Raw genomic sequence first — 24,442 nt, forward strand, 5'->3', positions numbered from 1 at the left:
GGAACAGCAATGGTTGAACTAACCGTCGACGGCAACAAGGTCGAAGTGCCCGAAGGCAGCATGGTCATGCATGCCGCCCAAAAGATCGGCTTGTATGTGCCGCATTTCTGCTACCACAAGAAACTGTCCATCGCGGCCAACTGCCGCATGTGCCTGGTTGACGTGGAAAAAGCGCCCAAGGCGCTGCCCGCCTGCGCCACGCCTGTCACCAATGGCATGGTGGTGCACACTTGCAACGAGAAAGCCAAGGCCGCCCAGAAGTCGGTCATGGAATTCCTGCTGATCAATCACCCGCTGGATTGCCCGATCTGCGACCAGGGTGGTGAGTGCCAGCTGCAGGATCTGGCCGTGGGCTATGGTGGCTCGTCCTCGCGCTACGCCGAAGAAAAGCGCGTGGTCTTCCACAAGGATCTCGGCCCGCTGGTGTCGGCCGAGGAAATGTCCCGCTGCATCCACTGCACCCGCTGCGTGCGCTTCGGCCAGGAAATTGCCGGCGTCATGGAGCTGGGCATGCTCGGCCGTGGCGAACACTCCGAAATCACGTCGTTCGTGGGACGGTCGATCGAGTCCGAGCTGTCGGGCAACATGATCGATATCTGTCCGGTCGGCGCGCTGACTTCCAAGCCGTTCCGCTACAGCGCCCGCACCTGGGAACTCGCCCGCCGCCGCTCGGTCAGCCCGCACGACAGCGTGGGCGCCAACCTGGTCGTCCAAGTCAAGGGCGACCGCGTCCTGCGCGTGGTGCCGTTCGAAAACGAAGACGTCAACGAGTGCTGGATCAGCGACCGTGACCGTTTCTCGTACGAAGGCCTGAACAACGAAGACCGCCTGGCTTCGCCCATGATCAAGGGCGCCGACGGCAAGTGGCAGGAAGCCTCCTGGGCCGATGCCCTGCAGGCCGTGGCCCAGGGTCTGTCGCGTGTTCGTGAAAGCTTCGGCGCCGGCCAGATCGGCGCTCTGGCCGCCGACTACGCCACCACCGAAGAATTCGCGCTGCTCAACCGTCTGGTGCGCGCGCTGGGTTCCGAGAACATCGACTTCCGTCTGCGTCAGACCGACGCCGGCTTCGACGCGGCCCTCGGTGGCGCGCCGTGGCTCGGCATGGCGATCGCCGACCTCGACACCGCCGATCGCGTGCTGGTCGTCGGTTCGTTCCTGCGCAAGGATCACCCGCTGATGGCCCAGCGTCTGCGCCAGGCCGCCAAGCGCGGCACGCAGATCCTGATGGTCGACAGCGCCGCCGACGATCCGCTGATGCCCGTCACCGCACGCCTGACCCTCGGCCCGTCCGAGCTGGCGCGCGGCCTGGCCGAAGTGGTGGTCGCGCTGGCCCAGCTCAAGGAGCAGGGCGTGCCGGCCGAGTTCGCCAGCGTCACGCCGGGCGAAGAGGCCAAGCGCATCGCCGCCAGCCTCGCGTCGGGTTCCAACACCGCCGTGCTGCTGGGCAACCTGGCCGTGGCTTCGCCGGTCGCCAGCACGCTGGCCGCCAACGCGCAGGCCATCGCCAAGCTGGCCGGCGGCAAGTTCGGCTTCCTGACCGCGGGTGGCAACACCGTCGGCGGTTACCTGGCTGGCGCCGTGCCGGGCAAGTCGGGCAAGAACGCCGCCCAGATGCTCGCCGAGCCCCTGAAGGCCTACATCGTGCTGCACGCCGAGCCCGCGCTCGACGCCGACAACGGTCCGCAGGCGCTGGCCGCTCTGGCCGGTGCGCAGTTCGCCGTCGCGCTCACGCCGTTCCGCTCGTCGGCGCAGGATTGGGCCGATGTCATGCTGCCCGTGTCGCCGTTCACCGAAACCTCCGGCACCTACGTCAACGCCGAAGGCCGCGCCCAGAGCTTCAAGGGCACCGTCGCGCCGTTCGGCCAGACCCGTCCGGCCTGGAAGGTGCTGCGCGTGCTGGGCAATGTGCTGCACCTCGCCGGCTTCGAAGAAGAAACCTCCGAAGCCGTGCGTGACGCCGCGCTCGCCGGCGGCATCGAAGGCCGTCTGTCCAACGAGATCAATGCCGCGCTCGGTCTGGGCAAGGCTGCCGGCGCGCTCGAGCGCGTGGCCGATGTGCCGATCTACCGCAGCGACGCCATCGTGCGCCGCTCCGAACCGCTGCAGGCTTCCGCCGCCTCGCGTGCCCCCCGTGCACGCCTGAACGGCCGGACGCTGGCGGCCCTGAGCCTGACCGCGGGTGTGAAGATTCGGGTGACGAGCGCGCAAGGCGCGGTCGAACTCGAAACCGTGCAGGACGACGCCGTGGCCGATAACGCCGTGCGCATCGCCGCTGCCTTCGCACAAACCGCCGCCCTGGGTGGCGCCTTCGGTCAAATCAGCGTGGAGCGTGCCTGATGGAATGGCTTAATGTTCTCGAGGGCCACGGTACGGCGCTGCTCGGACCCACGGCATGGATGGTGGTCTGGACCATCGTCAAGATCCTCGTCATCGCGGTGCCCATCATTCTGTGCGTGGCGTATCTCACTTACTGGGAACGCAAGATGATCGGCTGGATGCACGTGCGCCTGGGACCGACCCGTGTCGGTTTCAAGGGCCTGCTGCAGCCGTTCGCCGACGTCTTCAAGCTGCTCACCAAAGAAGTGGTGGTGCCGTCCGAGGCCAACAAGATCCTCTTCATCGTGGCGCCCGTCGTCACGCTGATGCCGGCGCTTGCAGCCTGGGCGGTCGTGCCCTTCGGTCCCGAACTGGTGCTGGCCAATGTCAACGCCGGCCTGCTCTACGTGATGGCCATCACCTCGATCGGGGTGTATGGCGTGATCGTGGCCGGTTGGGCGTCCAACTCCAAGTACGCGTTCCTGGGTGCCCTGCGCGCCTCGGCGCAGATGGTGTCGTACGAACTCGCGATCGGCTTCGTGCTGGTCACGGTGCTGCTGGTCTCCGGCAGCCTCAACATGAGCGAGATCGTGCTGGGTCAGGGTCGCGGCTGGTTCGCCGACCACGGCCTGACGTTCCTCTCCTGGAACTGGCTGCCGCTGCTGCCGCTGTTCGTGATCTATGTGATCTCCGCCGTTGCCGAAACCAACCGCCACCCGTTCGACGTGGTGGAAGGCGAATCGGAAATCGTGGCCGGTCACATGGTCGAGTACTCGGGCATGGCGTTCGCGCTGTTCTTCCTGGGCGAATACGCCAACATGATCCTGCTGTCGTGCATGGCCGCGATCATGTTCCTGGGTGGCTGGATGGCGCCGATCGACATCGTGCCGCTGACCTGGATCCCGGGCTGGATCTGGCTGGGACTCAAGACTTTCTTCGTGGTCTCGCTGTTCGTGTGGTTCCGCGCGTCGTTCCCGCGTTACCGCTATGACCAGATCATGCGTTTGGGTTGGAAGATTTTCATCCCGCTGACCGGCGTGTGGCTGGTCGTCGTGGCAGTCTGGATGCAGACGCCCTGGAACATTTGGCGCTAAGCCGCCGGATTGAGGCTGGATATGGAAGCGATCAAAGATTTTTTCAGCAGCTTGATGCTGACTGAACTGCTCAAGGGCATGCGCCTGACGGGCAAGTACTTCTTCAAGCGCAAGGTCACCCTGCGCTACCCGATGGAAAAGACGCCGACCTCGGCCCGTTTCCGTGGTCTGCACGCGCTGCGCCGCTACCCCAATGGGGAAGAGCGCTGTATCGCCTGCAAACTCTGTGAGGCGGTCTGCCCGGCGCTGGCCATCACCATCGAATCGGACCAGCGCGAGGACGGCACCCGCCGCACCACGCGCTACGACATCGATCTGACCAAGTGCATCTTCTGCGGCTTCTGTGAAGAAAGCTGCCCGGTGGACTCGATCGTCGAAACGCACATTCACGAGTACCACGGTGAAAAGCGCGGCGATCTTTACTTCACCAAAGACATGCTGCTCGCCGTTGGCGACCGCTACGAAGCCGACATCGCCCAACGCCGGGCCGAAGACGCGCCTTACCGTTGATCGCCAGGGTCTGATCCATGACTTTTACTTCTGTCCTGTTTTACATACTGGCGTTCGTCCTGGTGGTGGCCGCCTTCCGCGTCATCACCGCGCGCAGCCCGGTCACGGCCGTGCTGCACCTGATCCTCGCGTTCTCGAACGCGGCGATGCTGTGGATGCTGCTGGGGGCCGAGTTCCTGGCCCTGCTGCTGGTGCTGGTGTACGTCGGTGCCGTGATGGTGCTGTTCCTGTTCGTCGTGATGATGCTCGACATCCGGATCGACAACCTGCGCAGCGGCATGAAAACCTACCTGCCGCTGGGCCTCGTGATCGGTCTGGTCATGGTGGTCGAGATGTCGTTCGTGCTGTTCGCGACCTGGGGTGATGTCGGCCCGCAAGTCGTTCAGGCTGGCGATTACAACAATGCCCGTGCGCTGGGCGAAGCGATGTACACGCAGTACGTCTACGGTGTCGAAGTGGGCGCCGCGCTGCTGCTGGTCGGCATGGTGGCGGCGATCGCGCTGACCCTGCGCCGCCGTCGCGACGTCAAGTACAACGATCCGGTGGCCGCCGTCCGCGTGCGCGCCAAGGACCGCTTCCGCATGGTCAAGATGACGGCCCAGAGCGACCGCGCGCAAGGCCGCACGGCCGCGCCGGCCGCCGCCGATGGCGCCGCCCAAGGAGAAAAACAATGACGCTGACGCTGGCTCACTACCTGATCCTGGGGGCGATCCTGTTCGCCATCGGCATCTTTGGCATTTTCCTCAACCGCCGCAACCTGATCATCCTGCTGATGTCCATCGAGCTCGTGCTCCTGGCCGTCAACATGAACTTCGTGGCGTTCTCGAGCTGGCACGGCGATACCGCCGGCCAGGTGTTCGTGTTCTTCATCCTGACCGTGGCCGCGGCCGAGGCCGCCATCGGCCTCGCGATCCTGGTGCTGCTGTTCCGCAACCTGAACACGATCAACGTTGACGATCTCGATCGCCTGAAGGGCTGACGGGGTATTGGAAGAAAATGTCTAGTTCACCCAATCTCTACTTGCTTATCGCGCTGGCTCCGCTGGTCGGCGCGATTCTCGCCGGCCTCTTTGGCACGGGCTTTCTCGGTCGTCCGATCGGCCGCCGCGGCGCGCACTGCATCACGATTCTCGGCGTGCTGATCTCCGCGATCGGCTCGGTCGTGGTCCTGGGCGATGTGCTCAACGGCCTGCGCTTCGACGGTTCGGTCTACACCTGGACCCTGATCGGCCAGACCAAGCTCGAAATCGGCTTCCTGATCGATCCGCTGTCGGCCATGATGATGGTCGTGGTCACGTCGGTCTCGCTGATGGTGCACATCTACACCATCGGCTACATGGCCGACGATCCCGGTTATCAGCGCTTCTTCTCGTACATCTCGCTGTTCACCTTCTCGATGTTGATGCTGGTCATGTCCAACAACATGGTTCAGCTCTTCTTCGGCTGGGAAGCCGTGGGCCTGGTGTCGTATCTGCTGATCGGTTTCTGGTACACCCGTCCGACCGCGATCTTCGCCAACATGAAGGCGTTCCTGATCAACCGTGTCGGTGACTTCGGTTTCGTGCTCGGTATCGGTCTGCTGTTCGCCTACGCCGGCACCATGCACTACGGTGAAGTGTTCGAGCAGGCCGACAAGCTGGCCGCCATGACGCTGCCCGGCAGCGACTGGATGCTCCTGACCGTCGCGTGTATCTGCCTGTTCATCGGCGCCATGGGCAAATCGGCCCAGGTCCCGCTGCACGCCTGGCTGCCCGACTCGATGGAAGGCCCGACCCCGATCTCCGCGCTGATCCACGCCGCCACCATGGTGACGGCCGGCATCTTCATGGTCGCGCGTTTCTCGCCGCTGTTCGAGCTGTCCGACGTCGCGCTGTCCTTCATCATCGTGATCGGTGCCATCGGCGCGCTGTTCCTCGGCATCCTGGGCATCATCCAGAACGACATCAAGCGCGTGGTGGCCTACTCCACGCTGTCGCAGCTGGGCTACATGACGGTCGCGCTGGGCGCTTCGGCGTACTCGGTCGCCATCTTCCACCTGATGACGCACGCGTTCTTCAAGGCGCTGCTGTTCCTGGGTGCGGGCTCGGTCATCATCGGCATGCACCACGACCAGGACATCCGCAACATGGGCGGCCTGCGCAAGTACATGCCCATCACCTGGATCACGTTCCTGATCGGTACGCTGGCCCTGGTCGGCACGCCGTTCTTCTCGGGCTTCTATTCGAAAGAAAACATCATCGAAGCCGCTGGCGCGGCCAACGTGTGGGGCGCTTCGTTCGCCTACTACGCGGTGCTGATCGGTGTGTTCGTGACCTCGCTGTACTCGTTCCGCGTGTACTTCCTGGTCTTCCACGGCAAGGAACGTTACCCCGAGCACGGCCATGGCCACGGTCACGACGACCATGCCCATGACGCGCACGGCCACGACGACCACGGCCACGGCCATCACGGCGGCAAGCCGCACGAGTCGCCCTGGGTCGTCACGCTGCCGCTGGTTCTGCTGGCCATTCCGTCGGTCGTGATCGGCGCGTGGGTGGTGGATCCGATGCTGTTCGGCAAGTTCTTCGAGGGCGTGATCACCGTGCTGCCGCAGCACCCGGCCATGGCCGAGCGTGCCGAGCACTGGCACGGCTGGGTGGCCTACGGCCTGCATGCGTTCCAGACCCTGCCGTTCTGGCTGGTGGTCGCGGGCGCCGTCATCGCCTGGTACTGCTACCTGATCAATCCCAAGGTGCCTGCCGCGATCCAGAAGAGCCTGTCGGGCGTCAACAAGGTGCTCGAGAACAAGTACTTCGTCGACTGGGTCAACGAACAGATCATCGCTCGCGGCGCGCGTTGCCTGGGCCGTGGCCTGTGGCAAACCGGTGACCGCGGCCTGATCGACGGCGTGCTGGTCAACGGCAGTGCCCGCGTGGTGGGCTGGGTGGCTGCGATCAGCCGTCACCTGCAGTCCGGCTACATCTATCACTACGCGTTCGCGATGATCATCGGCATCATGGCGCTGGTTACTTTCTTTGTGCTGATTCCCCAATGATGGCAAGCGAGATGGCATCCAACACTTTTCCCTGGCTCACGCTTGCGATCTTCGTTCCGATCGTATTCGGCCTGCTGGTGCTGGCGCTGGGCCGTGACGACCGTCCCGGCCTGACGCGCGGGCTGTCGCTGATCGGTTCGATCGCGGGCTTCCTGGTCACCATTCCGGTCTACACCGGCTTCGACAAAACCACCGCCGCGATGCAGTTCGTCGAGAAGGCGTCCTGGATCGAAGCCTTCAACGTCAACTACCACCTCGGTGTCGACGGCATTTCCGTGTGGTTCGTGCTGCTCACGGCCTTCATCACCATCATCGTGGTGGTGGCGGGCTGGGAGGTCATCACGAGCCGCGTGTCGCAGTACATGGCCGCCTTCCTGATCCTGTCGGGTCTGATGGTCGGCGTGTTCGCGGCCCTCGACGGCATGCTGTTCTACGTGTTCTTCGAAGCGACCCTGATCCCGATGTACATCATCGTGGGTGTCTGGGGCGGTCCGAATCGCGTGTACGCGGCGTTCAAATTCTTCCTCTACACCCTGATGGGCTCGCTGCTCACGCTGGTGGCGTTCATCTATCTCTGGAACGTCTCGGGTGGTTCGTTCGACATCCTGACCTGGCACCAGACCAAGATCGGCTATACCCCGCAGATCCTGATCTTCCTGGCGTTGCTGGCGGCGTTCGCCGTCAAGGTGCCGATGTGGCCGGTCCACACCTGGCTGCCCGACGCCCACGTCGAGGCGCCCACGGGCGGCTCGGTGGTGCTGGCCGCGATCATGCTGAAGCTGGGCGCCTACGGCTTCCTGCGCTTCTCGCTGCCGATCACGCCCGACGCCTCGCACGCGCTGGCTGGTCTGATGATCACGCTGTCGCTGATCGCGGTGATCTACATCGGTCTGGTCGCGATCGTCCAGGAAGACATGAAGAAGCTGGTGGCGTATTCGTCGGTGGCTCACATGGGCTTCGTCACGCTGGGCTTCTTCATCTTCAACACGGCCGGCGTCGAAGGCGCCATCGTGCAGATGGTGTCGCACGGCTTCGTGTCGGGCGCGATGTTCCTGTGTATCGGTGTGCTCTACGACCGCATGCACTCGCGCCAGATCGCCGATTACGGTGGCGTGATCAACGTCATGCCGCGTTTCGCGACGTTCTTCGTGCTGTTCTCGATGGCCAACAGCGGCCTGCCGGCCACCAGCGGCTTCGTGGGCGAGTTCATGGTCATCATGGGTGCCGTCGAACACAATTTCTGGGTGGGCCTGCTGGCCGCCACCGCCCTGATCCTGGGTGCGTCGTACTCGCTCTGGATGGTCAAGCGTGTCGTCTTCGGCGACATCACCAACGACCACGTGCGTGAGCTCACCGACCTCAACCGCCGCGAGTTCCTGCTTCTCGGCATCATGGCGATCGCCGTGTTGTACATGGGGATCTATCCCAAGCCCTTTACCGACGTGATGCACGTGTCGGTCGAGGCCCTGCTGCAACACGTTGCCGTCTCGAAACTGTAAGACTAGACAATGATGCAATCCCACCTCGATTTTGCTCTGGCTGCACCAGAGATCCTGTTGCTGGTCTTGGGGCTGTTCGTCCTGCTCGTCGACGCGTTCAGCAAGCATCCCCAGCGCATGACCACGTTCGTCCTGACGCTGCTTTCGCTGGCAGTGCTCACGGTGGTCTCGGCCATGCAGTGGGCCGATGGCGTGACCGGTACCACCTTCCATGGCATGTACGTCACCGATTCGTTCTCGCATCTGCTGAAGATCGTGTCCTACATCGCCGTGGCCGTCACGCTGGTCTATGGCCGCGTCTACGCGCAAGACCGTGAAATGCTGCGTGGCGGCGAGCTGTATGTGCTCACGCTGTTCGCGCTGCTGGGTCAGATGGTGATGATCTCGTCGGGCAACCTGATCTCGATCTACCTCGGTCTCGAGCTCATGTCGCTGGCCCTGTACGCGCTGATCGCGCTGCGTCGCGACGACGCCGTCGCCACCGAGTCCGCCATGAAGTACTTCGTGCTGGGCGCGCTGGCTTCGGGCTTCCTGCTCTATGGCATGTCCATGGTCTACGGCGCCACCGGCCACCTCGGCATCGCCGAGATCGCCGACGTGATCGCCGCGGGCAAGGCACAGCAGCTGGCCCTGGTGTTCGGCATCGTGTTCCTGGTGTCGGGCCTGGCCTTCAAGCTCGGCGCCGTGCCGTTCCACATGTGGGTTCCCGACGTGTATCAGGGTTCGCCCACGGCCGTCACGCTGATCCTGGGCGGCGCGCCCAAGCTTGCCGCCTTCGCCATGACCATGCGTCTGCTGGTCGACGGCATGCAGGGCCTGGCCGCCGACTGGCAGCCGATGCTGATGATCCTGGCCGTGCTGTCGCTGGCCATCGGCAACCTGACCGCCATCGTCCAGACCAACTTCAAGCGCATGCTCGCCTACTCGACGATCTCGCACATGGGCTTCGTGCTCCTGGCGCTGTCGGCGGGCGTGGTCGAAGGCAAGCCCGACGCGTGGGCCGCGGCCTACAGCGCCTCGCTGTTCTACATGATCACGTACGTCCTCACGACGCTCGGCAGCTTCGGCATCATCCTGCTGCTGGCGCGCCAGGGCTTCGAGTGCGAACAGATCGACGACCTGAAGGGCCTGAACCGCCGCAGCCCCTGGCATGCCGCCATCGTGCTGCTGCTGATGTTCTCGCTGGCCGGTCTGCCGCCGCTGGTGGGCTTCTATGCCAAGCTGGCCGTGCTGCAGGCAGTGGTCGAAGCGGGTCATGTGGCCCTGGCCGTGGTCGCGGTGCTGTTCTCGCTGATCGGCGCCTTCTACTACCTGCGTGTCGTCAAGGTCGTGTACTTCGACGAACCGGTGGGCGAGCCCGCGCCGCTGCGGGCAGATGCCGCCCAACGCGGTCTGCTGTCGGTCAACGGCGCCCTGATCCTGATCCTGGGCATTCTGCCCGGCGGTCTGATGGCCCTGTGTCTGCAGGCCATCCAGGGCACGTTCGGTAATTAAAGGACCGGGCTGTGAATCAGACCCTGGCAGTCTGGCTGCTCATCGCGCTGGCCCTGGTCAGCGCGAATCTGCCCTTCCTGACCGAACGGGTGTTCGCGGTGTCGCCCTGGAAGCAGGGCGGGGCCGTGGCGGCCAAGCCGTTCTGGCTGCGCCTGGTCGAGGTGTTCGTCTACTACCTCATCGTCGGCGCGATCGGCCGGGCCTTCGAAGTCACGCTGGGCAATCCGTTCTCCCAGGCCTGGGAGTTCTACGCGATCACCCTGGCGCTGTACCTGGTGCTGGGGTACCCCGGCTTCGTGTACCGCTACCTGTATCGCCGGCCCGCCCGCGCCTGAGCCTGCCCCATGAAAAAAGCCTCCCTCGGGAGGCTTTTTTCATGGGCTTGTGATCGGGCGCGCGGCCCGCGGATCCGATCGCGCGGGTCGGCGGCTCAGGCTTCGAACCAGTTCAGAATGCCGTCCAGGCCGCTCACGTTGAGCGCATAGCGCGTCTGCTCGCGCACGATAGGCTTGGCGTGGTAGGCCACCGGGAAGCCCGCGTGCGACAGCATGGGCAGGTCATTGGCGCCGTCGCCCATCGCGATGATCTGGTCCTGGCTCGCGCCGTGCTCCCGGGCGAAGGCCTGCAGATGGCGAGCCTTGGCCGCGCCGTCGACGATATCGCCCAGCACCGAGCCGGTCAGCAGCCCCGCGCCGTCGACTTCGAGCGTGTTGGCGTAGGCGCGATCCAGGCCCAGGCGCGCCTTGAGCTTCTCGGTAAAGAAGGTGAACCCGCCCGAGACCAGCAGCGTCTTGATGCCGGCCGCCTGAACCGAGCTCAGCATGCGCTCGGCGCCGGGGTTGAGCTGGAGTTTTTCGTCGTAGACCCGCTGCAACGTGCTGGCCGGCACGCCCTTGAGCAGGGCCACCCGGCGGCGCAGGCTCTCGGAGAAGTCCTTGATTTCGCCCCGCATGGCGGCCTCGGTGATCTGGGCCACCTTGTCGCCCAGGCCGGCGGTCGCGGCGATCTCGTCGATGCACTCGATATTGATGAGCGTCGAGTCCATGTCCATCGCCAGCACCTTGCACTGGCCCAGCTTCAGGCCCGGCGCGACGAAGGCCGCGTCCACGCCGTGACGATCGGCCCAATCGCGCACCTCGGCGCGCGTCGCGTCGTCGCACTCGACCTGGAGCAGCCGCGCGGCCGTCGTGCTGATGCGGGCGATGCCTTGCGCGCTCGCCAGCGCGGCGAGCTGTTCGGCGTGGCCCACGGTGAGCGCCGGCGATTGAATGATGAGATTCTGGGTCATGGGATAGGGGGGTTAGGCCAGCGAGCGCAGCACGGCACGCACGGCGTCGGCGCGCGCATTGACCTGCGGCGCCTTGATTTCGATACGCAGCCGGTCTTGGCCGGACAGCTTGATATGGCGTTGCTTCTGGACCAGCTCGATGATGCGCAGCGGGTCGACCGAGGTCTTGGGCCCGAACTGCAGCAGCGCCTGCGATTCGCTCGCATCGATCTTGACGATGCCCAGCGGTTGGGCGGCCAGGCGCAGGCGATGCGTCATCAGCAGCGTCTGCGCGGCTTCGGGCAGCTTGCCGAAACGATCGATGAGCTCTTCCTGGATCTGGATCAGATCGTCTTCGTCGGCGGCATGCGCGAGGCGCTTGTAGATGGCGAGGCGGCCGTGCACATCCGGGCAGTAGTCGGAGGGCAGCAGGGCGGGGGCATGCAGGTTCACCTCGCAGGCGAGGTTGAACGGCGCATCGAGATCGGGCTCTTCGCCCGCCTTCAGCGCCCGCACCGCCTCGTTGAGCATCTCGTTGTACATCGAGAAGCCCACTTCCTGGATGTTGCCCGACTGCGAATCGCCCAGAATCTCGCCGGTGCCGCGGATCTCGAGATCGTGCATGGCCAGATAGAAGCCCGAGCCCAGCTCCTCCATGGCCTGGATGGCTTCGAGGCGCTTCTTGGCATTGCTGGTGATCGCGTCTTCGCCGGGCGTGAGCAGATAGGCGTAGGCCTGGTGATGCGAGCGACCGACCCGGCCGCGCAACTGGTGCAGCTGCGCCAGCCCGAAACGATCGGCGCGGTGGATCACGATCGTGTTGGCCGACGGCACGTCGATGCCGGTCTCGATGATGGTGGTGCACAGCAGGACGTTGTAGCGCTGCTGGTAGAAGCCCTTCATGACCTGTTCGAGCTCGCGCTCGGCCATCTGGCCGTGCGCCACGCCGATGCGGGCTTCCGGCACCAGCTCCTCGAGGCGGGCGCGCCGGTTGTGGATCGTCTCGACCTCGTTGTGCAGGAAGTAGGCCTGGCCGCCGCGCTTGAGCTCGCGCAGCAGCGCTTCGCGGATCGTGCTGCCGTCTTCGCGGCGCACGAAGGTCTTGATCGCCAGGCGCTTCTGCGGCGCGGTGGCGATCACCGAAAAATCGCGGATCCCTTCGAGCGACATGCCCAGCGTGCGCGGGATCGGCGTGGCGGTGAGCGTGAGGACGTCGACCTCGGCGCGCAGGGCCTTGAGCGACTCTTTCTGGCGCACGCCGAAACGGTGCTCTTCGTCGATGATGACCAGGCCCAGACGCTTGAAGCGCACGTCTTTGGACAGGATCTTGTGCGTGCCGATGACGATGTCCACCCGGCCGTCGTTGATGCCTTCGATCGCGCTCGCCACCTCTTTGGCGGAACGGAAACGCGAGAGCTCGACCACGCGCACGGGCCAGTCGGCAAAGCGGTCGCTGAACGTCTGCGCGTGCTGCTCCGCCAGCAGGGTGGTGGGGCAGAGCAGGGCGACCTGCTTGCCGTTGGCCACCGCCAGGAAGGCGGCGCGCAGGGCCACCTCGGTCTTGCCGAAGCCCACGTCGCCACACACCAGCCGATCCATCGGCTGGCCCGAGGTCATGTCCAGGATGACGGCCTGGATGGCGGCGGACTGGTCGGGCGTCTCTTCGAAGCCGAAGCCTTCGGCGAAGGCCTCGTAGTCGTTGAGCGGCAGCTTGAACTGATAGCCTTCGCGCGCGGCGCGCTGGGCATAGAGGGCGAGCAGTTCGGCGGCGGTGTCGCGCACCTGCTTGGCCGCCTTGCGGCGCGCCTTGTCCCACTGGCCCGAACCCAGGCTGTGCAGCGGCGCGGCCTCGGGGTCGGCGCCGCTGTAGCGCGCGATCACGTGCAACTGCGACACCGGTACGTAAAGGGTGCTGCCATTGGCGTACTCGAGATGCAGGAACTCCATCTCGCCTTCGCCCATGTCCATGTTGACCAGGCCGTGGTAGCGGCCGATGCCATGCTGGGCGTGGACCACGGGGTCGCCGGCGCGCAGCTCGGCGAGGTCGCGCACCATCGCTTCGACGTTGCTGGTGCGCTCCTGGGCGCGCTTGCCGCCGCGGCGGGCGGGCGAATTGCCGGGGTAGAGGTCGTTCTCGGTCAGGAACACCAGGCCGCACTGCGGCAGGCCGAAGCCCGTGGACAGCGGCGCGACGGCCAGGCCGAAGTGGCCCTCGTCACGCAGAAAGCCCTGAATGTCGTCGGTCTGCACATTGACCGCCACGCCTTGCTCCGCGAGCATCTGGCTGAGCGTCTCGCGCCGGCCCGCCGAATCGGCGCACAGCAGCACGCGGGCGTCGGTGCGGCCGATCAGCGTGCGCAGCTTGGCGACCGGGTCGTCGGCGCGGCGCGCCACGGCCACGTCGGGCGCCGCGATGAAATCGGGATGCGGGCGCTCGCTGGTCAGGGCCAGCCGGGCAAACTGGCGAAACCCGGCGTACATGCCTTCGCCATCGAGAAAGAGCGCTTCGGGCGGCAACACAGGCCGCTCGCGATCGCTCTTCAGGAAGTTATGGCGGCTGGCGGTGTCGTGGGCGAAGCGCTGCATCGCGTCGTCGATGTCGCCCACCGTGACCGTGATGGTGTCTTCGGCGAGGTAGTCGAACAGCGTGGCGGTATGCTCGAAAAACAGCGGCAGGTAGTATTCGACCCCGGCGAAGGCGATGCCGTTGCCGATGTCCTTGTAGGGCAGGGCGCGCGAGGGATCACCCTCGAACACCTCGCGGAAGCGGGCCCGGAAATGATTGCGCGCCGCTTCGTCCATCGGGAATTCGCGGCCCGGCAGCAACTGCACCTGGCCCACCGGATACAGGCTGCGCTGGGTGTCAACGTCGAACGCGCGGATCGATTCGATCTCGTCGTCGAACAGGTCGATGCGGTAGGGCACCACCGAGCCCATCGGGAACAGGTCGATCAGACCGCCGCGCAGGCAGAACTCGCCCGGCGCCGTCACCTGTGTCACGTGGTTGTAGTTCGCCAGCGTGAGCTGGGCGCGCAGCGCCTGTTCGTCGAGCCTGTCGCGCTGCTTGAACGAAAACGTATACGCGGCCAGAAAGGAGGGCGGCGCGAGCCGGTACAGGGCCGTCGTGATCGGCACCGTCAGGATGTCGACCTCGTGCAGCATCAGGGCGTGCAGCGTGTGCAGGCGCTCGGAGATCAGGTCCTGGTGCGGCGAGAACGCGTCGTAGGGCAGGGTTTCCCAGTCGGGCAACTGCCTCACGCGCAGATCGGGCGCGAACTGCGGGATTTCGTCGGTCAGGCGCTGGGCCTCGAGCGGCTCGGCCGTGAACACGACCAGCGGGCGGCGCGCCGCCCGCGCCAGATCGGCCAGCAGCCAGCCATCGCCCGAGCCCGGTGGGCGGGGCTGCGCATAGCGCGTGCCGGTTTTGAGCGCGGCCAGGGTGGCGGCGGTGGACGGTAGGTGCGGCGCCACGGCGGCGGGAGAGGAAGATTCAGCCATCAGGGCGAAGATTATAAAATCTCTTGACCATGTCTGAACCCCTATCGTCCGCGCTGTGCGCAAATGACCCTCTGATTGCCCTCGTGCCGGCCGCCGGCGTGGGCAGCCGCGCCGCCTCCGACGGCGCCGGGGTCCCCAAACAATACCGCGCTTTGCGCGGCGAGCCCATGCTGCGCCATGCCGTCCGGGCGCTCCTGGCCGATCCGCGGATCACCCGCGTATTGGTCGCGGTGAGCGCCACCGACGACTGGGCCGGCGCGGCGCTGCACGGCTTGCCCCGCACCGCCTGGCAGCCCTGCGGCGGCGCCACCCGGGCCGATACCGTGGCCCAGTCGCTCGACGTGCTGCGGGCCGAGGGCGTTCCGGACAGCGCCTGGGTGCTGGTGCACGACGCGGCGCGGCCGGGCTTGCCCGCGGCGGCGCTGGGCCGGCTCATCGACGCCTGCCTGCCTCACCCTACGGGCGGCCTGCTCGCGCAGCCGGTGCCCGACACCGTCAAGCAGGCAGCAAGCGGCGATCCCGCCGCGGTGGCACGCACGATCGATCGCAATGGCCTCTGGCTTGCCCAGACGCCCCAGATGTTCCGCCTGGGTATGCTGAGCGCCGCGCTGGCGCACGCGCGCACCCAGGCGATCGCCGTGACCGACGAGGCCAGCGCGGTGGAGGCCACCGGCCTCGCGCCCCTACTGGTGCCGGGCTCGGCGCGCAATTTCAAGGTCACCTGGCCTGAAGATTTCGAGTTGATGGAAAAATGGCTATGAATATTCCCTTTCGCGTCGGTCAAGGCTTCGACGTCCACGCGCTCGTCGAGGGTCGCCCGCTCATCATCGGCGGCGTCACGATCCCTCACTCCCACGGCCTGCAAGGCCATTCCGACGCCGATGTCCTGCTGCACGCGATCACCGACGCGGTGCTGGGCGCGGCGGGTCTGGGCGACATCGGCCGGCACTTCCCCGATACCGACCCTGCCTTCAAGGGCGCCGACAGCCGGGTGCTGCTGCGCGAAGCGATGGCACGCGTGAGCGAGGCCGGATGGCAGGTGGTCAACGTCGACGCGACCGTCCATGCGCAGGCACCCAAGATCGGTCCGCACGCGCCCGGCATGGTGGCCAATGTGGCGGCCGACCTCGGCCTGTCTCCGGACGCCGTGAACATCAAGGCCAAGACCAACGAGCATCTCGGCTATCTCGGCCGTAAAGAAGGTATTGCGGCCACCGTGGTCGCCCTGATCGCGCGCCGCGATTGAGCGGCTCGGATACGGGGATGACGGTCCTGGCGGTGTCATGAACACCCGGTAGCATCGCTTGCCGTTGTGTTCAGCCTCAAGTCCGGAGCCGTCATCCATGTCCCGAGTGCCGCCGTATTCCCGCCGCGATGTCCTGAAGTTTCTGGGCAGCGCGCCGCTGTTGCCGCTGACGGGCGGCCTGGGCGCGGGCATGATGCGCTCCGCCCCGGCGCACGCACGCGCCGGGCAGCCCGCGCGGGTGTCGTTCACCGGGATGCCGGCCCCCGGGCTCGACGACCCCGCCGCGATGGCGCGCACCACGGTCGGGTCGCGCATGGTGCTGCAGTATCCCGATGGCCGCGAAGAATCGGTGGCGCTGGCCTATCACCCCTTCTTCATGACCGGTGACGCCGTGCCGGACGGGCAGGGCGGTACCGTGCTCGCGGGCGGTTATCTCGATATCCAGGGCAAGCCCATCGTGGATCGCTCCGTGCCGGGCCGCGAGCGGCAGTATTTCTCGGATTGTCCCGATGGCATGTCGCTGCTCGCGCTGCCCGAGGCACGTGTGCCCGGCGTGCGCGGCAACCCGGTCTTTGCCGTGGTGCAGTTCGAGTACACCACCTGGGACCAGGCGGGCGCGGAGATGTACGCCAGGCTGCCGTCGCCCATCGCGGTACTTACGCTCGATCAGGATCCGGCAACCGGCCACCTGCGCCTGGTGCAGTATCGCGCCGTCGATACCGCCCCTGTCCAGGGGCTGTGGATCACCTGCGGCGCCAGTCTTTCGCCCTGGAACACGCACCTGTCGAGCGAAGAATACGAGCCGGACGCCATCTCGCCCAAGCCCAAGGACGCGGCGCGCTTCAGGGCGTTCAGCCGCAACCTCTACGGTGACGGAAACACGGCCCGGCCCTATCACTACGGACACCTGCCCGAAGTGGTGGTCCAGCCCGACGGCTCCGGCGTCATCAAGAAGCACTATTGCCTGGGCCGGATTTCGCACGAGCTCATTCAGGTGATGCCCGATCGCCGCACGGCCTTGATGGGCGACGATGCGACCCATGGCGGTCTGTTCATGTTCGTGGCCGATCGTGCCGAGGATCTGTCCGCGGGCACGCTCTACGTGGCGCGCTGGCACCAGCAGTCGGGCACGGGCCCGGGCGCGGCCAGCCTGAGCTGGGTTCGCCTCGGGCACGCCACGAGCGACGAGATCCGCGGCCTGGCTGACCGTCTGCAGGGCGACGACATCATGGAGGTGCACGAGACCGATCCGGGACAGCCCGGCTACACCCGCATCCCGTTTTCGGGTCGGCACAACTGGGTGAGGATCAAGCCCGGCATGGAGCAGGCCGCGGCATTTCTCGAAACGCATCGCTACGCCGCGCTGGCGGGCGGCAGCATGGGCTTCACCAAGATGGAGGGCACCACGGTCAATGTGCGGGATCGGGTGGCCTATTCCGCCATGTCACGGATCGAAGGCTCCATGCTCGACGGCTCCGGAGGCATCGCGGTGCAGGGTCCGAAGGCGGGGGCGGTCTATGCGCTCAATCTGCGGGGCGGCCAGAAGGACAGCGAGGGCCGCGCGATCGAGAGCGACTGGGTGGCGATCGATATGGCCGCGCCGCCCGCGCTGGTGGGGGCCGACCTGGCGCAACCGGACGCCCTGGGCAATGTCCACGATGCCGACCGGATCTCGAACCCCGACAACATCAAGTTTTCCGAAACACTGCGCACCCTGTTCATCGGCGAGGACAGCGGCGGTCACGTCAACAACTTCCTGTGGGCCTACAACGTCGATAGCGGCAAACTTGCCCGCGTGTTGTCCTGTCCGGTCGCGGCCGAGTCGACCGGTCTGCAGGCGGTCGACGAACTCAATGGCTGGACCTACATCACCAGCAACTTTCAGCACGCCGGCGATTGGAATGCGTTGCACGACAAGGTGCGCCCGGCCACCGAGCCCCTGGTTCGCGCGAACTTCCGCGACCGTCACGGCGCCACGGTGGGCTATCTGACCGGCGTCAGGATCTGAGCGATTGCGCCACCGAGGGCTATCTGACCGGCGTCAGGATCTGAGCGATTGCGCGCGGCCCGGGGGCTGAGGTCGCGTGGGGATCGGGAAGCGTCGCGCGCCGCCGGCCAGCCGACGCGCGAATGGACTGGGGTGGCGCGCCGTCGCCTGAGAGTTTTCGACAGATTCTGGTGCCACCCAGGCAAATAGCATTCGCTTGTTTGCCGGCTGGAATGACCACAACGCTGCGCGCGAACCGACCCGCCGCCGAATCAATCTCGGACAGGCGCTTGGGGTCGATCTCATCCCTCCGGGTGTCGCGCGATCGGCTTCGAAGCGGTTCAGTCACGATCAGGTCGTCCGGCCCGCTGCGCAGCCCGGTTCGTCCGCCTCGATCCCACGTCTCAGGCCTTCCGCATGTCCACTCTCCCCGTTCTTGCACATCCTTCCCTCACCGCCTTCGAGCCAGACGCGTCGCGCGGCGCGCCGATGGGGCTGCGGCAACACGCCCGCACCGCGGATGGCCGCGATGCCCTCGGCGCCGAGCCCGGTTCCGAGGCGGGCACTCACGCGGGCTCTTGCGATGTGCAGTGTCTGAGCATGCCATCGGCACCGGGCGTGCGTGTGTGCCTGCTGGCCACCGGGGCAGAGCGTCAGCAACGACTGCTGGCGCCGCTGCTCGCCGCCGGATTGGGGTGCGAACCTTCCGATGGCGGGCTCGTGGGCGTGCATGCGGTATCCACGCCGGCCGAGATTCAGGCCTTTACAGAGGCGCTGGTGTCGGCGCGCTTCGATGTGCTCCTGATCGACGGCGAGCTTCCCGCCCCGCGCGTCGCCGCGGTGCTGCACGCCTTGCAGGTGAACCAGCCGCGTGAGCTCACCGTGATGATGATTCTGCCCGGCGAGTGGCCTTCCGCGCAGATCGCGCGCCTGTTGCAGGCGGGCGCCGACGACTACGTGTCCTGGCCCGCGGCGCCGGTTCTGTTGCGGGCCAAGTTCGATTCGATCCTGCGCCGGTCCCAGCGCCAGACGGCGATGCGCGCGTGCGAGGTACACGGCGAGTACAGCTTCGACCTGGCGCTCAACGAAGTGTCGGTGCAGCGCCTGCGGGTCCACCTCACGCCCAAGGAGTTCAAGGTCGCGCTGCTGCTGTTTCGCCATCACGCGCAGCCGCTCTCGCGCGAGTTCCTGCGCCGGCACGTCTGGTCCGACGAAGGCACCCCCAGCCCCCGCACCATCGATACCCACGTCAGTGTGGTGCGCAGCAAACTGCAGCTTCGCCCCGAAAACGGCTACCGGCTCAAGACCGTGTACGGCTTCGGCTACCGGCTCGAGCGCGTGTCCGCCGCCGAGCGCCAGGCGCTCGCCCGCGAGATGCCTGCGGCGCGGCTGGCCCAGGCCTAGTCGCGTTCGCCCCTCAGCAAGACGCCCCCGCAAACAAAACACCGGCCCTGGGGCCGGTGTCGGTCTTGCTGTCGTGCTCCCGTCGGCTGCGATACCCGGCGGGTCGGGCAGGGCTTACTTGCCTTGCGCCTTCAGCGCTTGCGCGGCGGCATTGACGACCGCGGCGATGCGGCCGGCGTCGCGCAGTTGCTCCGTCGACAGGCCATCCTTCTTCAGGTTTTCGTAGTGCGACTGCACGCAGAAATGGCACTTGCCGATGATGGAGGCGGTCAGCGCGAACAGCTCGAAGCGCTTCTTGTCGACGCCGCCGTGGGTGGCGTAGGCATTCATGCGCAGCTGGGCCGGCAGGCTCTTGAGCTGAGCGTCACCGGTCATTTCCACGTAGGGATACCAGGTGTTGTTCATGCCCATGAGCGCGGCGGCCGTCAGCGCGGCGTTCGCGTCGCCCTCGGAGAGGGCGCCCTTGAAGGCGTCGACCAGGAACGGGCTGCCTGCCGCGAAGGCGGCCGACAGCGCCGCGCCCAACGCGTCTTCTTGCGACAGGGTCGAGCGGGCGATGACGCTGTCCAGATTCAGGCGGATGTCCTTGGCCCAATCCGGCAGTTGTTCCTTGATGGTAGAAAGGAATTCCATAGTTTTTACCTATAGTCTGGAGCAGGAAAAGCCCGGACAAGCCGGGCCGAAGAATTACAGCGTGGCGCCGCCAACCGTACGGTTGCACGGGCACAGCTCATCGGTCTGCAGACCGTCGAGCAGGCGCAGGACTTCTTCCGGATTACGACCGACGTTCAGGTTGTTCACCGAAACGTGCTGGATCGTGTTGTCGGGGTCGATGATGAAGGTGGCGCGCAGAGCCACGCCAGCACCCTTTTCACGGACGCCGAGTTGGTCGATCAGGGCACCGGTCGTGTCGCCGAACTGGTAGTGAGCCAGCTTGGAGAGATCGGGGTGCTCACGGCGCCAGGCCAGCTTGACGAATTCGTTGTCGCTCGAACCGCCCAGCAGGACGGCGTCGCGGTCTTCGAAGTCCTTGGAGAGCTTGTTGAAGCCGACGATTTCGGTCGGGCAGACGAACGTGAAGTCCTTCGGGTAGAAGTAGATCACCTTCCACTTGCCGGGGAACGAGCTTTCGGTGATGTCTTCAAACGCCGAAACGCCGTTCTCTTCGTGCTGGTTGAAGCCGGGCTTGACGCCAGCAACCTTGAAAGGCTCGAGTTTGTCGCCAACAGTTTTCATGTGTTACTCCCAGTAAGTTGTTGGTAGGGGTCGGCCGAGGGGCCCAAACCCTGGATTTTACGCTATTGATTATCGCTGTCTAATTGATAATTCCTAAACTTGGCTTTGGGTAACTCTATCCTGGCGACCAGGCCGCCGCCGGCTCGCGGCAGCATTTTGAGTGACCCGCCTGCGTGCTTCAGGAGTCGTTCGACAATGGCCAGGCCCAGTCCGGCACCACTCACGCCGGTGCGCGCCGCCTCGCCGCGCGAGAAGGGCCGCAGCAGGCGCTCGACCTCTTCGGGCGCGATGCCCGGGCCGCGGTCGGCCACCTCGATGGCCAGTGTATTGCCCTCGGATTGCACCGTCATGACCAGATGGGCGAGCCCGTCCGTCGAGCGGCCGTAGCGGCGGGCGTTTTCGATCAGGTTGCTGACGATGCGCTTGAGATCCAGCGCGGTGATGCGCGCGCGCAGGCCCGGCTCGATCGAGGCCTCGAGCTCGCCGCCCAGCGTGGCAGTGTGACTGCGTTCGCGTTCGTAGAGTTCCGCCAGCACCGACGAGATGTCGGTGGCGAGCTGGGGCAGGGTGCCCGCCGGACGCGCGTATTCCATCAGCTGACCGATGCTGTGATCGATCTGGCCGAGGTCTTCGTCGATGGCCTGGCGCGCATCTTCCGAGACGCCGCTCATCTCGATCTCGAGGCGCATGCGCGCCAGCGGCGTACGCAGATCATGCGAAATGCCCGCCAGCATCAGCTCGCGGTCGGCCTCGGCCTGCCGCAGGTCTTTGGCCATGCGATTGAACGAGGCGTTGAGGTCCCGGATCTCGAGCGGTCCCTGTTCGGGCAGCGGCGCCGGTGTCTCGCCGCGCGACAGGACCTGCGCGGCGCGTGCCAGCCTGGACAGCGGCCGGTTGACGAAGCCCACGCTCACGGCGGCCCCCACCAACGACAACAGGAGCGCGGTCGCTCCCCATCCTAACCACTCGATCCCGCCGGTCAGCCCGATCTGTTCGCGTTCGAATACCAGCCAGTAGAGATCCTGGTCGATCTGGAAACTCACCCAGAAGCCCGGTACCTGGTTGACCCCCCACGCGATCTGCGTTTCAGGACCGAAGCGCGTACGGATGTGCTGAGCCACCCGCTGCCAATAATCGTCATTGGGCAGGGCTTCGGAGAAGTCGGTGACCTCGCGGGGATAAACCTGAATCCCCTCGTTGGTCGCAAGATCGAGCAGCAGCTTGCTGCGTTCGTCGGTCTGGGAGTAGACCAGGGCCGTCCGCGTGATATTGACGGCCGTGATCACCCGCTGCGCCATTTGATTGGCGCGCGGGCCCAGCTCCATGCTGAAGAACACCTGCAGCCACGCTCCCAGGCTGACGAGCATGAGCGCCGCCAGCAAAAGGAAGGTGCGCCCGAACAAGCCGAGGCGCAACCGTGATGTCAGGGTTTTCAGAATCCTGCGCAAACGGGGCACGAGGCTGCGCTCCTGCCCGGGTCGGGGCGAATAATCAACTGCCGCCATCTGGAACAAACACGTATCCCAGACCCCAGACGGTTTGGATGAAGACAGGCTTCGACGGGTTCGGCTCGATCAGCTTGCGCAGGCGCGAGATCTGCACGTCCAGACTGCGGTCGAAGGCTTCGTATTCGCGGCCGCGGGCGAGCTCCATGAGCTTGTCGCGCGACAGCGGAATCTTGGGATGCCGGGCAAACACCTTGAGCACCGAGAACTCGCCGGTCGTGATGGGCACTTGCTCGCCGTTGCGGGTGAGGGTGCGGGTCGACAGGTTGAGCACATACGGACCGAAGGCGATCGATTCGTTTTCCTGGCTGGGCGCGCCCGGGTGCTCTTCGGTGCCGCGGCGGCGCAGGATCGCATTGATGCGGGCCAGCAGTTCGCGCGGGTTGAAGGGTTTGGACAGGTAGTCGTCGGCGCCCATTTCGAGGCCCACGATACGGTCGATTTCTTCCGCCTTCGCCGTGAGCATGATGATGGGCGTGTTGTCGTGGCCGCCGCGCAGACGGCGGCAGATCGACAGGCCATCCTCGCCCGGCAGCATCAAGTCTAGAACGAGCAGGTCGAAATGCTCGCGTTGCCAGAGTTTGCCCATTTCCTTGGCATCCTCGGCGACGAAGACATTGAAGCCTTGCTCCGACAGGTAGCGTCGCAGCAGATCGCGCAGGCGCGGATCATCATCTACGACCAGGATCTTGCGGGTGGGAGTGGTGTTTTGCGTATTCATGGCCGGAAATGTAACAGTGACAAGAACGCGGGGCTAGAGGCTGTTCACAAGATATTACACATTGCACTGACCGGTAGAAATCCTCCTTACATACGAGGGCCCTATGGCTGATTCCGTACAATCTAGGGCATGGAAATTAACTTGCTGGCCTTTGAAACATCTTCCTCCCGTTGCGGCGTCGCGCTGCTGACGCGCCGGGCGGGGAGCACCGCGATCGCCGTGCGTGAGCACGAGGGGTCGCAGGAGCACGCGGAACGCATGCTGCCCCTGGCGCACGAGCTGCTCCAGGAGGCGGGTTTGACCCCGGCCGACCTCGACGCCGTGGCTTTCGGACAGGGCCCCGGCGGCTTCACGGGACTGCGGGTCGCGTGCGGCGTGGCGCAGGGCATTGCGATGGGCCTGGATCTGCCCGTCGTGCCCGTGGTGTCGCATCTGGCGGTGGCCCAGGCCACCCATGTATTGCCGGGTCAGATCGTGGTCGTGGCACTGGATGCCCGCATGGAAGAGGTTTATCTGGCGGCCTACCGGCGCCTGCCGGCGCCGCAGATGGGCACGCAGGACCCCGCGCGCGCCGCGGGCTGGGAAGTGCTGCATGCCCCCATGCTGATCGCCGCGGGCGACTTGGTGGCCTGGGCGCGCCATCATTTGCCCGCCGAAGGCCGGATCGTGGCCGCGGGCGACGCCTGGGATGCCTATGCCGCCGCGATGCCCGTGCCCGCGGGCTGGCAGCGCAGCGCCGAGACCCGGCCGCAGGCACGGGCGCTGGCGCGTCTGGCCGAGCTGGCGCTCGACCAGGGCCTGAGCCTGCCGCCGGAACTCGCCGCGCCGCTCTATGTGCGCGACAAGGTTGCCTTCACGACCGCCGAGCGCCAGCGCGGCGAGGGCGGCAACCCCCGCGCCCAGCCGCAGGCCGGCGCGGCCCCCTTGCGGCTCGCGCCCATGCGCCCGGCCGATCTGGACCGCGTGGCCGCGCTCGAGGCGCAGGTGCAGGCCTTTCCCTGGACGCGCGGCAATTTTTCCGATGCGCTGCTGTCGGGCTACGCGAGCTGCGTGGCCTGGCGTGGCGAGTCGCTGGCCGGCTTCTGCCTGCTGATGATGGCGCCGGATGTGTCGCATCTGCTCGTGATCGCCGTGGAGCGCGACCTGCATCGCCAGGGCGTGGGCAGCCAGTTGCTGCAGTGGTGCGAGGCACAGTCGCGCGCCGCCAAGGTCGACGGCATTCTGCTCGAAGTCCGGCCGTCCAATCCCGGTGCGGTCGCGTTCTACGAGCGTCATGGCTTTCTGCGCATCGGCGTGCGCAAGGATTACTATCCCGCGGGTCAAGGACAGCGTGAGGATGCGTGGGTGATGCAGAAGTCCCTGAAGGAGTCCGCGGCATGACGGAGTCGAGCGCCGCAGCGTCGGGTGTCGGCACGCCGGGCGTCGGTACGCCGGGCGTCGCCACGCCGGTACGCCTGCGCGTCAATCCGCTGCAGCGCCTGTGGCTGCGCGAGATCGGCATCGAGAAGACCTGGCTGCGCTCGCCCGCCGCTGCGCGCGCCCCTGCGCACGCCGCCGCCTCCGGCGCCACGCCCGAGCCGGCCGTCGCGCGCCAGGGGGCGCCCGCGGCCGTCCGCCCGCCGGCGAGCGCTG

General features: G+C 66.0%; 20 protein-coding genes and 1 pseudogene. 15 read left to right on the plus strand and 6 right to left on the minus strand.

Annotation, left to right across the window (positions count from 1 at the left end; all coding sequences use genetic code 11):
* Nucleotides 1–9 precede the first annotated feature (9 nt).
* From nuoG to CEK29_RS05810, 9 genes are read left to right on the plus strand one after another with little or no spacing between them, the layout of a single operon-like run.
* Entirely contained in the window at nucleotides 10–2,337 is a 2,328-nt protein-coding gene (gene nuoG, locus CEK29_RS05770) for an NADH-quinone oxidoreductase subunit NuoG (RefSeq protein WP_094799618.1), read from the plus strand.
* Complete coding sequence (nuoH, locus tag CEK29_RS05775) at nucleotides 2,337–3,410, plus strand: NADH-quinone oxidoreductase subunit NuoH (RefSeq protein WP_094799617.1); 1,074 nt, start codon at nucleotides 2,337–2,339, stop codon at nucleotides 3,408–3,410. The genes nuoG and nuoH overlap by 1 nt, the downstream gene beginning before the upstream one ends.
* 21 nt (nucleotides 3,411–3,431) lie before the next feature.
* Entirely contained in the window at nucleotides 3,432–3,920 is a 489-nt protein-coding gene (nuoI, locus tag CEK29_RS05780; RefSeq protein ID WP_094799616.1) for an NADH-quinone oxidoreductase subunit NuoI, read from the plus strand.
* Between the two features lie 17 nt (nucleotides 3,921–3,937).
* A complete protein-coding gene (locus CEK29_RS05785; protein ID WP_094857557.1) occupies nucleotides 3,938–4,594 on the plus strand; it encodes an NADH-quinone oxidoreductase subunit J in 657 nt (218 codons plus the stop codon).
* Nucleotides 4,591–4,899, plus strand: coding sequence for an NADH-quinone oxidoreductase subunit NuoK (gene nuoK / locus CEK29_RS05790; protein WP_094857558.1), 309 nt, complete (start codon nucleotides 4,591–4,593; stop codon nucleotides 4,897–4,899). The genes CEK29_RS05785 and nuoK overlap by 4 nt, the downstream gene beginning before the upstream one ends.
* A 17-nt stretch (nucleotides 4,900–4,916) precedes the next feature.
* Entirely contained in the window at nucleotides 4,917–6,953 is a 2,037-nt protein-coding gene (gene nuoL / locus CEK29_RS05795) for an NADH-quinone oxidoreductase subunit L (RefSeq protein ID WP_094857559.1), read from the plus strand.
* Complete coding sequence (locus CEK29_RS05800) at nucleotides 6,950–8,452, plus strand: NADH-quinone oxidoreductase subunit M (RefSeq protein ID WP_094799612.1); 1,503 nt, start codon at nucleotides 6,950–6,952, stop codon at nucleotides 8,450–8,452. The genes nuoL and CEK29_RS05800 overlap by 4 nt, the downstream gene beginning before the upstream one ends.
* Nucleotides 8,453–8,461: 9 nt before the next feature.
* The gene (nuoN, locus tag CEK29_RS05805) at nucleotides 8,462–9,946 is read left to right on the plus strand and encodes an NADH-quinone oxidoreductase subunit NuoN (RefSeq protein ID WP_094857560.1); all 1,485 of its coding nucleotides are present in this window, start codon (nucleotides 8,462–8,464) and stop codon (nucleotides 9,944–9,946) included.
* 11 nt (nucleotides 9,947–9,957) lie between these two features.
* The gene (locus CEK29_RS05810; RefSeq protein ID WP_094799610.1) at nucleotides 9,958–10,281 is read left to right on the plus strand and encodes a DUF2818 family protein; all 324 of its coding nucleotides are present in this window, start codon (nucleotides 9,958–9,960) and stop codon (nucleotides 10,279–10,281) included.
* 95 nt (nucleotides 10,282–10,376) lie between these two features.
* Here CEK29_RS05810 and serB read toward each other — a convergent pair whose 3' ends face one another.
* The gene (serB, locus tag CEK29_RS05815; RefSeq protein WP_094857561.1) at nucleotides 10,377–11,234 is read right to left on the minus strand and encodes a phosphoserine phosphatase SerB; all 858 of its coding nucleotides are present in this window, start codon (nucleotides 11,232–11,234) and stop codon (nucleotides 10,377–10,379) included.
* Nucleotides 11,235–11,246: 12 nt separating this feature from the next.
* Nucleotides 11,247–14,711: a transcription-repair coupling factor gene (gene mfd / locus CEK29_RS05820; protein ID WP_094857562.1), complete on the minus strand. Its 3,465-nt coding sequence runs from the start codon at nucleotides 14,709–14,711 to the stop codon at nucleotides 11,247–11,249.
* 29 nt (nucleotides 14,712–14,740) lie between these two features.
* On the opposite strand from mfd, the gene ispD reads away from it, so the two are divergent.
* The 4 genes from ispD (at nucleotide 14,741) to CEK29_RS05840 (ending at nucleotide 19,348) form a co-directional block, all read left to right on the plus strand.
* The gene (gene ispD / locus CEK29_RS05825; RefSeq protein WP_094857595.1) at nucleotides 14,741–15,472 is read left to right on the plus strand and encodes a 2-C-methyl-D-erythritol 4-phosphate cytidylyltransferase; all 732 of its coding nucleotides are present in this window, start codon (nucleotides 14,741–14,743) and stop codon (nucleotides 15,470–15,472) included.
* Nucleotides 15,469–15,957, plus strand: a complete 489-nt coding sequence (gene ispF / locus CEK29_RS05830) for a 2-C-methyl-D-erythritol 2,4-cyclodiphosphate synthase (protein ID WP_094857563.1) — start codon at nucleotides 15,469–15,471, stop codon at nucleotides 15,955–15,957. The genes ispD and ispF overlap by 4 nt, the downstream gene beginning before the upstream one ends.
* Nucleotides 15,958–16,054: 97 nt before the next feature.
* Nucleotides 16,055–17,965, plus strand: a complete 1,911-nt coding sequence (locus tag CEK29_RS05835) for a PhoX family protein (RefSeq protein WP_094857564.1) — start codon at nucleotides 16,055–16,057, stop codon at nucleotides 17,963–17,965.
* A gap of 396 nt (nucleotides 17,966–18,361) precedes the next feature.
* Entirely contained in the window at nucleotides 18,362–19,348 is a 987-nt protein-coding gene (locus tag CEK29_RS05840; protein WP_094857565.1) for a winged helix-turn-helix transcriptional regulator, read from the plus strand.
* A gap of 114 nt (nucleotides 19,349–19,462) precedes the next feature.
* On the opposite strand, the gene CEK29_RS05845 is transcribed toward CEK29_RS05840, so the two are convergent.
* The 4 genes from CEK29_RS05845 to risA form a co-directional block, all read right to left on the minus strand.
* A complete protein-coding gene (locus tag CEK29_RS05845; RefSeq protein WP_094799604.1) occupies nucleotides 19,463–19,981 on the minus strand; it encodes a carboxymuconolactone decarboxylase family protein in 519 nt (172 codons plus the stop codon).
* Nucleotides 19,982–20,035: 54 nt separating this feature from the next.
* On the minus strand, nucleotides 20,036–20,584 hold the full coding sequence (locus CEK29_RS05850; protein WP_094799603.1) for a peroxiredoxin: 549 nt from the start codon (nucleotides 20,582–20,584) through the stop codon (nucleotides 20,036–20,038).
* Between the two features lie 62 nt (nucleotides 20,585–20,646).
* The gene (gene risS, locus CEK29_RS05855; protein ID WP_432759233.1) at nucleotides 20,647–22,041 is read right to left on the minus strand and encodes a sensor histidine kinase RisS; all 1,395 of its coding nucleotides are present in this window, start codon (nucleotides 22,039–22,041) and stop codon (nucleotides 20,647–20,649) included.
* 34 nt (nucleotides 22,042–22,075) lie between these two features.
* Nucleotides 22,076–22,810: a response regulator transcription factor RisA gene (risA, locus tag CEK29_RS05860; protein WP_003813882.1), complete on the minus strand. Its 735-nt coding sequence runs from the start codon at nucleotides 22,808–22,810 to the stop codon at nucleotides 22,076–22,078.
* Nucleotides 22,811–22,939: 129 nt separating this feature from the next.
* Between risA and tsaB the strand changes: the two genes are divergently transcribed.
* Together tsaB and CEK29_RS23815 are read left to right on the plus strand one after the other, a co-directional pair.
* The gene (gene tsaB / locus CEK29_RS05865) at nucleotides 22,940–24,190 is read left to right on the plus strand and encodes a tRNA (adenosine(37)-N6)-threonylcarbamoyltransferase complex dimerization subunit type 1 TsaB (protein ID WP_094857566.1); all 1,251 of its coding nucleotides are present in this window, start codon (nucleotides 22,940–22,942) and stop codon (nucleotides 24,188–24,190) included.
* Nucleotides 24,187–24,442, plus strand: a pseudogene (locus tag CEK29_RS23815) (hypothetical protein); the annotation flags it as partial. The gene tsaB and the pseudogene CEK29_RS23815, both read left to right, overlap by 4 nt.

Origin of the sequence: Bordetella genomosp. 5, from assembly GCF_002261475.1 — a bacterium.
Taxonomy (GTDB): Bacteria; Pseudomonadota; Gammaproteobacteria; order Burkholderiales; family Burkholderiaceae_B; genus Bordetella.

Coding starts and splice junctions, on each gene's coding strand:
- nuoG (WP_094799618.1), top strand. CDS start 10: ATGGTTGAACTAACCGTCGACGGCAACAAGGTCGAAGTGCCCGAAGGC.
- nuoH (WP_094799617.1), top strand. CDS start 2,337: ATGGAATGGCTTAATGTTCTCGAGGGCCACGGTACGGCGCTGCTCGGA.
- nuoI (WP_094799616.1), top strand. CDS start 3,432: ATGGAAGCGATCAAAGATTTTTTCAGCAGCTTGATGCTGACTGAACTG.
- CEK29_RS05785 (WP_094857557.1), top strand. CDS start 3,938: ATGACTTTTACTTCTGTCCTGTTTTACATACTGGCGTTCGTCCTGGTG.
- nuoK (WP_094857558.1), top strand. CDS start 4,591: ATGACGCTGACGCTGGCTCACTACCTGATCCTGGGGGCGATCCTGTTC.
- nuoL (WP_094857559.1), top strand. CDS start 4,917: ATGTCTAGTTCACCCAATCTCTACTTGCTTATCGCGCTGGCTCCGCTG.
- CEK29_RS05800 (WP_094799612.1), top strand. CDS start 6,950: ATGATGGCAAGCGAGATGGCATCCAACACTTTTCCCTGGCTCACGCTT.
- nuoN (WP_094857560.1), top strand. CDS start 8,462: ATGATGCAATCCCACCTCGATTTTGCTCTGGCTGCACCAGAGATCCTG.
- serB (WP_094857561.1), bottom strand. CDS start 11,234: ATGACCCAGAATCTCATCATTCAATCGCCGGCGCTCACCGTGGGCCAC.
- mfd (WP_094857562.1), bottom strand. CDS start 14,711: ATGGCTGAATCTTCCTCTCCCGCCGCCGTGGCGCCGCACCTACCGTCC.
- ispD (WP_094857595.1), top strand. CDS start 14,741: ATGTCTGAACCCCTATCGTCCGCGCTGTGCGCAAATGACCCTCTGATT.
- ispF (WP_094857563.1), top strand. CDS start 15,469: ATGAATATTCCCTTTCGCGTCGGTCAAGGCTTCGACGTCCACGCGCTC.
- CEK29_RS05835 (WP_094857564.1), top strand. CDS start 16,055: ATGTCCCGAGTGCCGCCGTATTCCCGCCGCGATGTCCTGAAGTTTCTG.
- CEK29_RS05840 (WP_094857565.1), top strand. CDS start 18,362: ATGTCCACTCTCCCCGTTCTTGCACATCCTTCCCTCACCGCCTTCGAG.
- CEK29_RS05845 (WP_094799604.1), bottom strand. CDS start 19,981: ATGGAATTCCTTTCTACCATCAAGGAACAACTGCCGGATTGGGCCAAG.
- CEK29_RS05850 (WP_094799603.1), bottom strand. CDS start 20,584: ATGAAAACTGTTGGCGACAAACTCGAGCCTTTCAAGGTTGCTGGCGTC.
- risA (WP_003813882.1), bottom strand. CDS start 22,810: ATGAATACGCAAAACACCACTCCCACCCGCAAGATCCTGGTCGTAGAT.
- tsaB (WP_094857566.1), top strand. CDS start 22,940: ATGGAAATTAACTTGCTGGCCTTTGAAACATCTTCCTCCCGTTGCGGC.